The organism is Providencia sp. PROV188 (assembly GCF_027595165.1).
GTDB classification, from domain to species: domain Bacteria; phylum Pseudomonadota; class Gammaproteobacteria; order Enterobacterales; family Enterobacteriaceae; genus Providencia; species Providencia lanzhouensis.
The window spans coordinates 2,051,185-2,064,120 of record NZ_CP097291.1; the positions used below are offsets into that span (position 1 = coordinate 2,051,185).

The 12,936-nt window shown below is 43.4% G+C and carries 12 protein-coding genes; 6 read left to right on the forward strand and 6 right to left on the reverse strand.

What is annotated here, in order from left to right; all coding sequences use genetic code 11:
* Nucleotides 1–7: 7 nt before the first annotated feature.
* Together uraA and upp are read right to left on the reverse strand one after the other, a co-directional pair.
* A complete protein-coding gene (gene uraA, locus M5X66_RS09295) occupies nucleotides 8–1,303 on the reverse strand; it encodes a uracil permease (RefSeq protein ID WP_036953224.1) in 1,296 nt (431 codons plus the stop codon).
* A gap of 76 nt (nucleotides 1,304–1,379) precedes the next feature.
* Complete coding sequence (gene upp, locus M5X66_RS09300) at nucleotides 1,380–2,006, reverse strand: uracil phosphoribosyltransferase (protein ID WP_036953223.1); 627 nt, start codon at nucleotides 2,004–2,006, stop codon at nucleotides 1,380–1,382.
* Between the two features lie 317 nt (nucleotides 2,007–2,323).
* On the opposite strand from upp, the gene purM reads away from it, so the two are divergent.
* The gene (gene purM / locus M5X66_RS09305; RefSeq protein WP_036953221.1) at nucleotides 2,324–3,364 is read left to right on the forward strand and encodes a phosphoribosylformylglycinamidine cyclo-ligase; all 1,041 of its coding nucleotides are present in this window, start codon (nucleotides 2,324–2,326) and stop codon (nucleotides 3,362–3,364) included.
* Nucleotides 3,364–4,002, forward strand: coding sequence for a phosphoribosylglycinamide formyltransferase (gene purN / locus M5X66_RS09310; protein WP_036953219.1), 639 nt, complete (start codon nucleotides 3,364–3,366; stop codon nucleotides 4,000–4,002). Before purM ends, purN begins: the two co-directional genes overlap by 1 nt.
* Before the next feature lie 185 nt (nucleotides 4,003–4,187).
* Here the strand turns inward: purN and arsC are convergent, their stop codons facing one another.
* The 3 genes from arsC to M5X66_RS09325 are packed head-to-tail and all read right to left on the reverse strand — an operon-like array spanning nucleotide 4,188 to nucleotide 6,281.
* Complete coding sequence (gene arsC, locus M5X66_RS09315) at nucleotides 4,188–4,613, reverse strand: glutaredoxin-dependent arsenate reductase (RefSeq protein ID WP_036953217.1); 426 nt, start codon at nucleotides 4,611–4,613, stop codon at nucleotides 4,188–4,190.
* 12 nt (nucleotides 4,614–4,625) lie between these two features.
* Nucleotides 4,626–5,915: an arsenic transporter gene (locus tag M5X66_RS09320; protein ID WP_270103450.1), complete on the reverse strand. Its 1,290-nt coding sequence runs from the start codon at nucleotides 5,913–5,915 to the stop codon at nucleotides 4,626–4,628.
* 45 nt (nucleotides 5,916–5,960) lie between these two features.
* Complete coding sequence (locus M5X66_RS09325; RefSeq protein WP_036953213.1) at nucleotides 5,961–6,281, reverse strand: metalloregulator ArsR/SmtB family transcription factor; 321 nt, start codon at nucleotides 6,279–6,281, stop codon at nucleotides 5,961–5,963.
* 347 nt (nucleotides 6,282–6,628) lie between these two features.
* Between M5X66_RS09325 and M5X66_RS09330 the strand changes: the two genes are divergently transcribed.
* Nucleotides 6,629–7,216, forward strand: a complete 588-nt coding sequence (locus M5X66_RS09330; RefSeq protein WP_036953212.1) for a LysE family translocator — start codon at nucleotides 6,629–6,631, stop codon at nucleotides 7,214–7,216.
* A gap of 47 nt (nucleotides 7,217–7,263) precedes the next feature.
* Here M5X66_RS09330 and M5X66_RS09335 read toward each other — a convergent pair whose 3' ends face one another.
* Nucleotides 7,264–8,160, reverse strand: a complete 897-nt coding sequence (locus M5X66_RS09335; protein ID WP_036953210.1) for a LysR family transcriptional regulator — start codon at nucleotides 8,158–8,160, stop codon at nucleotides 7,264–7,266.
* A 379-nt stretch (nucleotides 8,161–8,539) separates the two neighbouring features.
* Between M5X66_RS09335 and speG the strand changes: the two genes are divergently transcribed.
* The 3 genes from speG to ppx all read left to right on the forward strand — a co-directional run bounded on the left by speG (nucleotide 8,540) and on the right by ppx (nucleotide 12,761).
* A complete protein-coding gene (gene speG, locus M5X66_RS09340; protein ID WP_036953207.1) occupies nucleotides 8,540–9,085 on the forward strand; it encodes a spermidine N1-acetyltransferase in 546 nt (181 codons plus the stop codon).
* 69 nt (nucleotides 9,086–9,154) lie between these two features.
* Nucleotides 9,155–11,224 (forward strand): polyphosphate kinase 1, encoded by a 2,070-nt coding sequence (gene ppk1 / locus M5X66_RS09345; RefSeq protein WP_036953204.1) that lies wholly within the window; start codon nucleotides 9,155–9,157, stop codon nucleotides 11,222–11,224.
* 4 nt (nucleotides 11,225–11,228) lie between these two features.
* The gene (ppx, locus tag M5X66_RS09350; RefSeq protein ID WP_036953201.1) at nucleotides 11,229–12,761 is read left to right on the forward strand and encodes an exopolyphosphatase; all 1,533 of its coding nucleotides are present in this window, start codon (nucleotides 11,229–11,231) and stop codon (nucleotides 12,759–12,761) included.
* Nucleotides 12,762–12,936 lie beyond the last annotated feature (175 nt).

The window sequence follows — 12,936 nt, forward strand, 5'->3', positions numbered from 1 at the left end:
TCGTGACTCATTTTTTATTTTCGTCTAAGACTTTCACTTCAGAAGTCACAAACTGTTTTTCTGGACGAACAAAGGTAATAAAGCGGAACAACAGCGCCATCAGAATACCGACGATTGTCGCCAATGCCATCCCTTTCAGTTCAGCTTGACCAATGTGGATCACTGCACCACTCACACCGATGATTAAAATTACTGAGGTTAAAATCAGGTTTTGTGGTTTGTTATAATCCACTTTCGAATCAATCAGAACACGAATACCCGAAGCTCCGATTACGCCGTACAGTAACAGTGAAACACCCCCCATAACAGGTACTGGCACTAATTGAATCGCAGCCGCTAATTTGCCCACGCAAGAGAGTAAGATAGCGATAATTGCCGCACCACCGATGACCCACGTACTGTAGACCTTAGTAATCGCCATCACGCCGATGTTTTCACCGTACGTGGTATTTGGTGTCGAGCCAAAGAAACCCGATAACACAGTAGAGAAACCGTTTGCGAACATAGAACGATGTAAGCCAGGGTTTTTCATTAAGTCGCGCTCAACGATATTCGCTGTCACCACTAAGTGTCCAACGTGTTCCGCAATGACCACTAACGCCGCAGGCAGGATGGTTAAAATCGCAAACCACTCAAAACGCGGTGTATAGAAAGTCGGAATGGCAAACCATGGCGCTTCGATAACCGGTGTAAAGTCAACAATCCCCATAAAGTAGGAAAGTGCGTAACCTGAGAGGAAGCCAATTAAGATTGGGATAATCGATAAAAATCCACGGAAAACCACGGCACACAAGATAGTGACCGACAATGTGGTGATCGAGATAATTAAGGTGTTTGAATCAACCGCGGCGCCTTCTTTAGGTAATAAGCCCGCCATACCCGCTGCCGTTTGCGCTAGTTCCAGACCGATAACCGCGACAATCGCCCCCATCGCTGCGGGTGGGAACATCACATTGATCCAGCCGCGCCCCGCCACTTTGACAATCAACGCTACGATACAGAACAGCACCCCACAGATAATAAACCCGCCAAGCGCTAGCTCATACCCAAGAGGCAGTAAAATTAATACCGGAGAAATAAAGGCGAAGCTCGATCCTAAATAAGCTGGGATTTTGCCCTTACAGATAAATAAATACAGCAGCGTACCGATCCCGTTGAATAATAAAATCGTTGCCGGGTTCACGCCAAACAAAATAGGAACAATAACCGTTGCCCCAAACATGGCAAACAAATGTTGAAAGCTTAATGGAATGGTTTGTAGTAATGGTGGTCTTTCTTCAACACTTATCGTGCGGCGTGTCATGCTCGTCATCCTCTTATGCGTCGTGAATATTCTTTTTTTTATCAAAAAAAAGCCGACTCTTCAGTCGGCTTCATTATTATTTAGTACCAAATATCTTATCGCCCGCGTCTCCTAGACCCGGAACAATGTAACCTTCTTCATTTAAGTGTTGGTCAATTGAAGCCGTGTAAAGTTCAACGTCTGGGTGCGCTGCTTCTAATGCAGCAATACCTTCCGGTGCAGCAACTAAAACTAAGACTTTAATTGAATTACAGCCGGATTTTTTCAGAAGATCGATGGTTGCAATCATAGAACCACCAGTTGCTAACATTGGGTCTACAATCAGCGCCATGCGCTCATCAATGTTAGAAACTAATTTTTGGAAATAAGGGACAGGTTGTAACGTTTCTTCATCACGGTAAATACCCACTACGCTGATACGTGCACTTGGGATACTTTCCAATACGCCATTCATCATACCAATACCCGCACGCAGGATAGGGACTACAGTGATTTTTTTACCTTTAATTTGTTCAATTTCTACAGGACCACACCAACCATCAATTGTTACTTTTTCAGTTTCTAGGTCAGCGGTCGCTTCATAAGTCAGTAGGCTACCAACCTCTGAGGCCAGTTCACGAAAGCGCTTAGTGCTTATGTCATGATCTCGCATCAGGCCGAGTTTATGTTTAACGAGAGGGTGTTTTACCTCAACGATCTTCATGGGTTTCTCCTACTTTTTTAAAACGTCACCGGACAAAAAAATCGCGGGATTATACCGCTTTTTTCCCTCAATGCCACTAGTATCATCTTGATTAAGGTCAAACAATCATCAATCAGGCGTTATTTGCTGAATTAGTATACACATAATATTTTTTATGGTGTAGGCAGCGAATAAAATCATGCGCTTTGCGTCACGACATCACGATTTATTGCATCAAATATTTCAGTCAGAAAGCTATCGCAAACGTTTGCGGAGCCTGATAGAATATCGGCAAATGAAGTTATCTTTTCCAAAATGCAATTGCCTTGGGGGCCGTAGTGACTGATAAAACCTCTCTCAGCTATAAAGATGCCGGTGTTGATATTGATGCAGGTAACGCATTGGTTGAACGAATCAAAGGTGTGGTGAAAGAGACTCGCCGTCCAGAAGTGATGGGAGGATTGGGAGGGTTCGGCGCACTGTGTGCCCTACCACAAAAATACCGTGAGCCTGTTTTAGTCTCAGGCACTGACGGTGTGGGAACTAAACTACGCCTCGCGATGGACTTAAAACGTCATGAATCCATCGGTATCGATTTAGTCGCTATGTGCGTCAACGACCTGATTGTCCAAGGTGCTGAACCACTGTTTTTCTTAGACTATTATGCAACCGGTAAGCTGGATGTGGATACCGCTGCAAGTGTTATCACGGGTATCGCGGAAGGCTGTAAGCAGTCTGGCTGTGCATTAGTCGGTGGTGAAACCGCTGAAATGCCAGGCATGTACCACGGCGAAGATTATGATGTTGCTGGCTTCTGTGTGGGTGTCGTTGAGCGCTCTGAAATTATTGATGGCACAAAAGTCAGTGCGGGCGACGCGCTGATCGCGTTAGCCTCAAGCGGTCCTCACTCTAACGGTTACTCATTGGTGCGTAAAATTCTGGAAGTCAGCAAAACCAATCCAGAAACCACGCAATTAGCGGGCAAACCGCTTGCTGACCACCTGTTAGAACCAACGCGTATCTATGTTAAAAATGTCTTAGAATTGATCGCTAAAAACGACATTCATGCCATTGCACACATTACTGGCGGCGGCTTCTGGGAAAATATTCCTCGCGTTTTACCTGACAACACCCAAGCCATCATTGATGGCAACAGCTGGGAATGGCCTGCGGTATTCGAATGGCTTCAACAAGCAGGTGATGTCACCACTCACGAAATGTATCGTACATTTAACTGCGGCGTCGGTATCATCATCGCTCTGCCTCAAACCGAAGTTGAGTCCGCATTAAAACTGCTGACGACATTAGGCGAAAATGCTTGGCAGATCGGGACAATTGGCGAATTACCTGCGGGTGAAGAGCAGGTTGTTATCCGCTAATGAAAAACATCGTTGTTTTGATTTCAGGCAGTGGCAGTAATTTGCAATCAATAATTGATGCCTGCCAACGCAATGAAATCGATGGACAAATCGTCGCAGTGGTCAGTAATAAAAGTGATGCTTACGGTTTGGTTCGCGCACAAGAGGCTGGTATTCCAGCCCTTTGTGTTAGCTCAAAAGCGTTCGCCGACCGCCAAGCCTACGATGCTGCACTGTTAGAAGCTATCGAGCAGTATCAACCGGATTTAGTGGTCTTGGCGGGGTTCATGCGTATTTTAACCCCTGAGTTTGTGAAACATTTCACAGGAAAAATGCTGAATATCCACCCTTCTTTACTGCCTAAATATCCGGGGTTACATACTCATCGACGCGCACTTGAGAACGGCGATAAAGAACACGGCACTTCCGTGCATTTTGTCACTGAAGAGCTCGATGGCGGTCCGATTATTTTACAGGGACATGTGCCGGTTTTACCGCAAGATACTGAAGACGATTTGGTTGAACGCGTTAAACTCCAAGAGCACCTGATTTATCCTCAAGTTATTGCGTGGTTTGTTTCGGGTCGCCTCGTGATGCAAGACGGTAAAGCCCTGCTTGATGGCCAGCCGCTATCAGCGACAGGTTATCAAGCAAATTAATGCGCAGTTAGGTAAGTTTAAATGTATTCGCTCAGATTTGGTTGGCAGGTCTGAGCGAGTAATACAATCCCAGCCATTTGCCCTTTGTAAGAAATGTTTTGTCAGGCAACCCGAGAAGTAGTTTTGATCGGAAAGCGGGCGTCAGTGTGAAATAAACAGACACCCGATAATATTAATTCGAAAAATTATTTCACTCGTTTCCCTGTTTCATCTATAACCCTTTCACCATCCTCTTTAGTAAAAGAACCTTTCTGAGCTTCAGGTAGAATATCCAGCACAACTTCTGAGGGACGACAAAGACGTGTACCAAGCGACGTAATTACAATTGGTCGATTAATCAGAATAGGATGCTGAAGCATAAAATCAATCAACTGCTCATCAGAGAATTTGTCTTCATCAAGACCCAATTTCTCATAAGGTTCAACGTTTTTACGCAGCAATGCACGCACAGAAATTCCCATATCTGAAATTAGTTTAATAAGTTCATCGCGGGTTGGCGGCGCATCAAGATAGTAAATAATCGTTGGTTCATTACCGCTGTTACGTATCATCTCTAGTGTATTACGTGAAGTGCCGCAGGCTGGATTGTGATAAATAGTAATGTTGCTCATATCAATATCTCATTACAAAGTGATAGATAGCCGCCACGCTAGCGCGACCAGAGTAAAAAATAACACTGGTAGGGTCATGATAATGCCGGTACGGAAATAATACCCCCACGTGATTGTCATATTTTTCTGAGCCAGTACATGAAGCCATAACAGTGTAGCAAGACTGCCTATCGGGGTAATTTTGGGGCCTAAGTCGCAACCAATCACATTGGCGTAAATCATTGCCTCCTTGATGACACCAGTTGCAGCACTCCCGTCTATCGACAGCGCTCCAATCAGCACCGTCGGCATATTATTCATCATCGACGATAAGAAGGCGGTCAGGAAGCCAGTACCGAATGTCGCAGCCCATAAGCCTTTATCCGCCAGTATATTGAGTACGGAAGAAAGATAGTCAGTGAGTCCAGCATTACGTAGACCATAGACAACCAAATACATACCCAGAGAAAAAATCACGATCTGCCAAGGCGCACCACGAAGCACTTTCCCAGTATTAATGGCATCTCCCCTCTTGGCTACCACTAGCAATACCACTGCGCCAATAGCTGCTATCGCGCTGACAGGGATCCCCAGTGGCTCCAGAACAAAAAAACCAACTAGCAGGAACAGCAGAACAACCCAGCCAGCCCTAAACGTTGCAGGATCCTTAATCGCACTACTAGGGATTCTCAGCAAGGAAACGTCATATCTGGCAGGGATATCACGACGAAAGAAGAGATGCAGCATAACCAGCGTGGCAGCAATAGCCGCCAAATTCACAGGAACCATCACGGAAGCATACTGCGTAAAGCCCAGACCGAAGAAATCTGCTGAAACAATATTGACTAGGTTAGAGACAATCAGAGGTAAGCTAGCGGTATCAGCGATGAATCCTGCCGCCATGACAAATGCCAGTGTTGTTCCCTGACTGAACCCCAGAGCGAGTAACATTGCAATCACAATCGGTGTTAATATCAATGCAGCACCATCGTTTGCAAACAGTGCAGCAACCGCGGCGCCAAGCAGAACAATCCAGGTAAACAGCAGACGACCGCGCCCGTTTCCCCAGCGGGAAACATGCAATGCAGCCCATTCAAAGAAACCAGATTCATCTAGCAGCAAGCTGATGATGATGATCGCAATGAATGCTGCTGTAGCATTCCAGACGATATGCCAGACGACGGGAATATCATCAAATTGGATCACCCCCGTTCCCAAAGCAAGCGCCGCTCCAATACTTGCACTCCAGCCAATACTGAGTCCTCTTGGTTGCCAGATGACTAGAACCAACGTCAGTATAAAGATGCTTCCAGCAAGAAACATTTCCAGACTCCTTTATATATGTTTATGCGCATATAATTAAACTTATCAGCAAGACGTACATACGGATTTTTTCAAGCGTTCACGTATATCATCGCGCAAGCAGTGCCATGCCGTCGTTATTGTTTCACTCGCCCATGCGGGAATGTGAGGTGAGAGACGATAGTGAATCCATTTACCTTCTCGACGATCTAGCACCAGCCCAGCCTCACGCAGGATAGCCATATGGCGAGAAATTTTAGGCTGTGATTCAGTAGTAACCGCACATATATCGCATACGCACAGTTCACCCGATTCCCGGAGAAGCATAACAATGGTGAGACGAGTTTCATCCGATAAGATTTTAAAAAGCTGAACAGGTTGTAGCATTGTTTACTCCGTTTAGCACACCAAACACATATGGTATACCATATGTGTTTATTTTGAAACCATCAAAACATCTCGTAGGAGCAAACGTAATTATGGCTTGGTTCTGCGCATAAAGTGAGCACGTAAAGCGAATGATAAGACCTTGCTTTTCAACCCCCTGAAAATACGATGGTATTGTCTGATCGATACATGAAACGATAATGTGGAAAAATCAAATACACCTTTAAAGAAAACCGACTTAATTTAGCGTTTTTATTTCTATAACCTATAAAGACTACAGAAACTCAACCGGGTAATAAAAATTCGGTATATTTTTTATTGTGCGTTAATAAGAACGCGGAGAGAAAATGATTCTAATCTTTACTATGTTTATGTTTTCCTTAACGATGTCAATTTCACCAGGTCCTGTCAATATGGTCATTGTCTCTTCAGCGGCAAGCCATGGCGTTAGAAGAACTCTCCCATTTGTTTCAGGCGCCACAATCGGATTTACGTTATTGCTTATATTTATCGGATTTGGTTTCTACACAGTCATCGATAAGCATCCACTGTTCCTCAAATACCTCAATATTACTGGATCAGCGTTTATAATATATATCGGTTATAAAATTGCCTCATCTCAGCCTGAGTTAACTTTGAATAAAGTTGATATCCCAAGTTTTACCCACGGTTTTTTGCTTCAATGGCTCAATCCCAAAGCTTGGATAGCTTGCGCTTCAGGGATTGCCTTGTTCTCTGAACCATCAACGCAAACTACACTAATAACCTTTATCATGATCTACTTTCTCGTGTGTTATTTCTCGTTGACTGCATGGGCTATTCTTGGGGACAAAGTTTCAATATTACTGAATAGCACCCAGAGAATTCGCATTTTTAATTTTTTGATGGGGGGAACATTAATTATTACAGCATGCTATCTGCTTTATTCCCAATAACTCAAATTGTCAGTTTCCATTAATACGCTAATCATTCAACAATTCAATCAATCCAATTGATGAGACTCAAACGCATTATAAAGCTTATTAATCAATGTGTAAGCAATACTGCTAGTCGATATATTGGGAGGCCAAATTGCATAAACTTTAAGCGGCTCTAATGACCACTCAGGGAGTACCTCTTGCATCTCTTCACGTTTAATGTCTCCTCTGCAGAGATAGAGGGGAGGTGCGGTTAGACCCACTTGCTGTTTTGCAAGGGCGTAGGCAGCCTCAACATTATCGACATTAACAGTTGGTGTGTACTTAATTAAAGCTACCTCCCCATTTTTGTGCTTAAATTCTCGAATACTCTGCCGCATAGTTAAACCAATCCAAGGCATTTTTTCTAAGTCCTTAGGATGGTTTACTGGCTTGTAATTTCTGAGAAATCGCTTAGATGCTACAACTTGTCTAGGCAATACAAAAAGATGTCGAGATTTGAGTGAACTGTCCGGAAGTTCCCCAATCCGAAATGCAACATCAATACTGTCCGCAATGATGTCTTTGCGTGTATCACTATAAGAAATATTCAGGCAAACATCTGAATATTCTTTTATAAAATCGGCAAGATGATGAGTAAAATCACTATTTAGAAAAACAGCGGGAATAGAAATATTCAACTTATTTGTTGTTGAAATGGCACGTTGCTTAAACTCAATAAATCCCTTTTCATACAACTCAAGCATGGAATTTGCTGTCTCAAGTAATTTGGCACCATCATGAGTTAGAGAGAGTTTTCGGGTATTTCGATATAACAATGCACTTCCAAGGTTTTTCTCAAGTTTAGATAAATGAGTACTTGCCGTTGCAGTAGTGAGCCCTAAAGCGTCTGCCCCTCCTGAAATTGAGCCTGACTCCACAATTTTTGCAAAAACAATCAGGTAACGGATATCATCTATCATTTATATACCTATGGACATGAATAAACTCTCAATTTGATATTCATCATACTATCGTATTCTACACCTAATTCGAAATGGCTATATTTTTATAAATAACACCAAAGCCTATCCTCTGAGAGCGATTCATCAACGCCCACTCATGGTACAAAGCGACCACACTGACTAGATTAATATCACAATCATCTCAGTGTACCGCTAACTACATGCTAATCATTCCCACTTAAACAAACTAATCTTCGACAAACTCTCCCTCACCCTGCTTTCTGTCATTATTTTATTGCAAATAAGTGGTATCCTTATTACAGCGCTAAGTAATTAATTTTCTAGTTGATACTTTCGCCTTAAATAGTTTTATAATTAACAACAATCGAGGTGTTTTATGACGACCGGGCAAGCTCATCTGTTTAGATTGCGCCCACTTGAGCGTGAAGATTTAGCTTTTATCCACCAGCTGGACAATAACGCCAACATTATGCGTTATTGGTTCGAAGAGCCTTATGAGGCATTCGTTGAGCTCAGTGATCTTTACGATAAGCATATTCATGACCAATCCGAACGCCGCTTTATTGTCGAATCTGACAGTGAAAAAGTCGGTTTAGTTGAGCTGGTTGAAATTGATTATGTTCACCGTCGTTCTGAATTCCAGATTATTATTGCACCCCGCTATCAAGGCAAAGGGTATGCAAGCCGCGCTGCAAAACTGGCCATGGACTACGCCTTTTCAGTGCTCAATTTGTACAAACTTTATCTGATAGTCGATAAAGAAAATGTCAAAGCTATCCATATTTATAATAAACTCGGCTTCCACACAGAAGGCGAGCTGATTGATGAATTTTTTGTTAATGGTCGCTACCACACCGCAATCCGTATGTGTGTGTTCCAGCACCAATATTTTGCAATGAAACAGCAGTCTGAAAACGCGTAAATAACGCAATAGAAGTCAAAGGTGATAATCGGTTTTTATCAGCATTAACCAGTCGAATACGGAGCAACAATGTCCCAAGAACGCCTCTATCATGAAAAAGAGCTCAGCTGGCTCTCTTTTAACGAACGAGTTCTCCAAGAAGCCGCGGATAAGCGGAACCCTCTTATAGAACGAATGCGTTTTTTGGGCATTTACTCCAATAACTTAGATGAGTTCTATAAAGTCCGTTTTGCGGATGTAAAACGTCGCATCTTAATCAATGAAGAGCGCGGTTCCGCCAGCGGTGCACGTCATCTACTCAAACGCATTCAATCTAAAGTGGCCAAACAAGAGCAAGAGTTCGACGTTCTCTACAACGACCTGCTCCTTGAAATGGCACGCAACCAAATATTCTTAATTAACGAGCGTCAAATTTCACCTCGTCAGCAAATTTGGTTACGCCAATATTTTCGCCAAAATTTACGCCAACATATCACGCCAATTTTAATTAATCGTGATACTAACTTAGTGGAATTTCTGAAAGACGATTACACCTACCTTGCCGTTGAAATTATTAATGGTGCTGAAGTGCAATACGCTTTATTAGAAATCCCATCGGATAAAGTTCCGCGTTTTGTTAATCTCCCGCCAGAGATGCCAAAGCGCCGCAAGTCAATGATTTTGATTGATAATATCCTTCGCTATACTCTCGATGAAATTTTCAAAGGCTTCTTTGATTACGACAAACTCAACGCCTACTCCATGAAAATGACCCGGGATGCGGAATATGATATCGCCACGGAGATGGAATCTAGCCTGCTGGAAATTATGTCATCCACGTTAAAACAGCGCTTAACGGCTGAGCCTGTTCGCTTTGTTTATCAACGTGATATGCCCGATGAAATGGTCGCGCTGCTACGAGAAAAACTGGGGTTATCAAGTGATGACTCGGTGATTGCGGGGGGGCGTTACCATAACTTTAAAGATTTTATTAACTTCCCAAATGAAGGAAATAAAAACTTACTCAACAAACCGCTACCGCGCTTACGTCACCGTTGGTTTGATAATTTCCGTAACGGATTTGATGCCATTCGCGAACGCGATGTGTTGCTCTACTACCCGTATTACACCTTTGAGCACACATTAGAATTGCTGCGCCAAGCGTCGTTTGACCCGAATGTGTTATCCATCAAAATCAATATTTACCGTGTGGCAAAAGACTCACGCATCATCGACTCGGTGATCCACGCCGCCCACAACGGTAAAAAAGTCACCGTGGTAGTGGAGCTGCAAGCGCGTTTTGATGAAGCCGCCAATATTCACTGGGCAAAACGCCTGACTGAAGCGGGTGTCCACGTTATCTTCTCCGCGCCAGGGCTTAAAATTCACGCCAAGTTATTTATTATCTCCCGCATGGAAGAAGGACAAATTGTTCGCTATGCCCATATCGGTACGGGTAACTTTAACGAAAAAACCGCTCGTCTCTACACCGATTACTCATTACTCACCTGTAATGAGCAAATCACCAATGAAGTGCGCCGAGTATTTAGCTTTATTGAAAACCCGTATCGCCCTGTAACTTTCGATAACTTGATGGTGTCTCCGCAAAATACACGCACCAAAATCACTGAATTAATTGACCAAGAAATTGCGAATGCTGAAGCTGGGTTACCTAGCGGCATCACGCTGAAAATTAATAATTTAGTTGATAAAGAACTGACCGATAAACTTTACGATGCTTCCAATGCGGGCGTTAAAATTCGCTTGCTAGTACGTGGTATGTGTTCACTTGTCTCAGGGCAACAAGGTTATAGCGAGAATATCCAAGTCACCAGTGTGGTGGACCGATTCTTAGAGCATGACCGAGTTTATGTCTTTACCAACGGCGGTGACGAAAAAGTCTTTATCTCCTCAGCCGATTGGATGACCCGTAACATCGACTACCGTATCGAGGTGGCTGTTCGTTTGCTGGATCCGCGACTTAAACAGTTGGTTTTAGATATCCTCGAATTACAGTTCAGTGATACCGTCAAAGCCCGCTTTGTTGACAAAGAACTCAGTAATCATTATGTTCCCCGCGGCAATAAGCGCAAAATTCGCGCTCAATTAGCTGTTTATGAATTTTTAAAAGCACTCGAAATGCCTGAAACAAGAGCTTGATACTATGCCAATTGCCAGTTCATCTACCCCAAGACCACAAGAAATTGCCGCAATTGACTTGGGTTCAAACAGTTTTCATATGGTTATTGCGCGTATTGTCAATGGAGCACTACAAGTTCTAACCCGTTTAAAAAAACGTGTTCATCTTGCTGATGGGCTGAGTGATACCAACGAACTCAGTGAAGAAGCCATGGAGCGCGGCTTAGCGTGTTTATCGCTATTTGCTGAGCGTCTACAAGGTTTCACGCCTGATAACGTCTGTATCGTCGGTACCCATTCATTACGAGTCGCCACCAACGTTGAAGAATTTCTACGCCGAGCCAAAGCCATTATCCCCTACCCGATTGAGATTATTTCAGGACAAGAGGAGGCTCGCTTGATTTTTATGGGCGTTGAGCACACGCAGCCGGAAAAAGGACGCAAACTGGTTATCGATATTGGCGGTGGATCTACGGAGCTGGTGATCGGTGAAAAATTTGAGCCGATTTTAATTGAAAGCCGCCGTATGGGCTGCGTTAGCTTCGCGCGTCACTATTTCCCTAATGAAACGATTTCCCCAGATAATTTTAATCGCGCTTATTTAGCCGCCTGCTTAAAATTGGAAAGCACCGCTACCCTGTTTAAGAAGCAAGTTTGGGACGTCGCAATGGGAGCATCCGGCACCATTAAAGCGGCACATGCGGTGATTGTAGAGATGGGCGAGCGTGATGGCATTATTACCCGTGAGCGCCTCGAAAAAATCAAACAAATAGCATTGAAGTACAAAACGTTTAAATCACTAGAAATTCCGGGACTTTCTTCTGATCGTAAACAAGTTTTTGTGCCAGGTTTAGCTATCTTAATTGCGGTCTTTGATTCCCTCGACATCAAAGAATTACGCCTCTCAGATGGCGCCTTGCGTGAAGGTGTTCTCTATGAGATGGAAGGTCGCTTTCGCCACCAAGATATTCGTCAACGCACCGCATTAAGCCTTGCCGAACACTATAATATCGACCGAGAACAAGCTAAACGGGTTTTGAAAACCATGGAAGAGCTGTATTATCAGTGGCGCCAGCAGAACCCTAAACAGGCCAACCCGCAATTAGAATCCATTTTAATTTGGGCGGTTATGCTGCACGAAGTGGGATTAAGTATTAACCATAGTGGCATGCATCGCCACTCCGCTTATATCTTACAAAACACCAACTTACCAGGATTTAGCCAAGAGCAACAATTGCTATTAGCGACATTGGTTCGTAATCATCGTCGTGCCATTAAATACGATGAAATACCTAAATTTAACTTATTTAAACGCAAGCAATTTATGCCGTTGATACAGATTTTGCGCTTATCTATCTTATTGAATAATCAGCGCCAATCGACAACGACGCCTTCAACTATGCGCATTGAAACTGACGATGGTCATTGGACACTTTTCTTACCTGCGCAGTATCTCGCCCACAATGCGTTAATGCTGCTTGACCTTGAAAAAGAGAGTGCCTACTGGGAAGAGGTTCCAGGCTGGAAACTCACCATTTGCGCAGAAAATGAGCCATAGGCTTATATGACTCAAAAATGAATATGATTTAGAAAATAGAAATAAAAAATAATGATTTGCGGTCAGTGTTGTTTTGTTCTTCTTATTCGAAATATGAACAGATTTGATATTTTTTTGGGATCAGCGACAATACTGGGTAGAAGTTTCGTCACCTCGCAGGCGAATTAATTTAAAG

Bases quoted from the DNA above. Each gene is read 5' to 3' on its own strand.
- uraA (WP_036953224.1), bottom strand. From the start codon at position 1,303: ATGACACGCCGCACGATAAGTGTTGAAGAAAGACCACCATTACTACAA.
- upp (WP_036953223.1), bottom strand. From the start codon at position 2,006: ATGAAGATCGTTGAGGTAAAACACCCTCTCGTTAAACATAAACTCGGC.
- purN (WP_036953219.1), top strand. From the start codon at position 3,364: ATGAAAAACATCGTTGTTTTGATTTCAGGCAGTGGCAGTAATTTGCAA.
- arsC (WP_036953217.1), bottom strand. From the start codon at position 4,613: ATGAGCAACATTACTATTTATCACAATCCAGCCTGCGGCACTTCACGT.
- M5X66_RS09320 (WP_270103450.1), bottom strand. From the start codon at position 5,915: ATGTTTCTTGCTGGAAGCATCTTTATACTGACGTTGGTTCTAGTCATC.
- M5X66_RS09325 (WP_036953213.1), bottom strand. From the start codon at position 6,281: ATGCTACAACCTGTTCAGCTTTTTAAAATCTTATCGGATGAAACTCGT.
- M5X66_RS09330 (WP_036953212.1), top strand. From the start codon at position 6,629: ATGATTCTAATCTTTACTATGTTTATGTTTTCCTTAACGATGTCAATT.
- M5X66_RS09335 (WP_036953210.1), bottom strand. From the start codon at position 8,160: ATGATAGATGATATCCGTTACCTGATTGTTTTTGCAAAAATTGTGGAG.
- speG (WP_036953207.1), top strand. From the start codon at position 8,540: ATGACGACCGGGCAAGCTCATCTGTTTAGATTGCGCCCACTTGAGCGT.
- ppk1 (WP_036953204.1), top strand. From the start codon at position 9,155: ATGTCCCAAGAACGCCTCTATCATGAAAAAGAGCTCAGCTGGCTCTCT.
- ppx (WP_036953201.1), top strand. From the start codon at position 11,229: ATGCCAATTGCCAGTTCATCTACCCCAAGACCACAAGAAATTGCCGCA.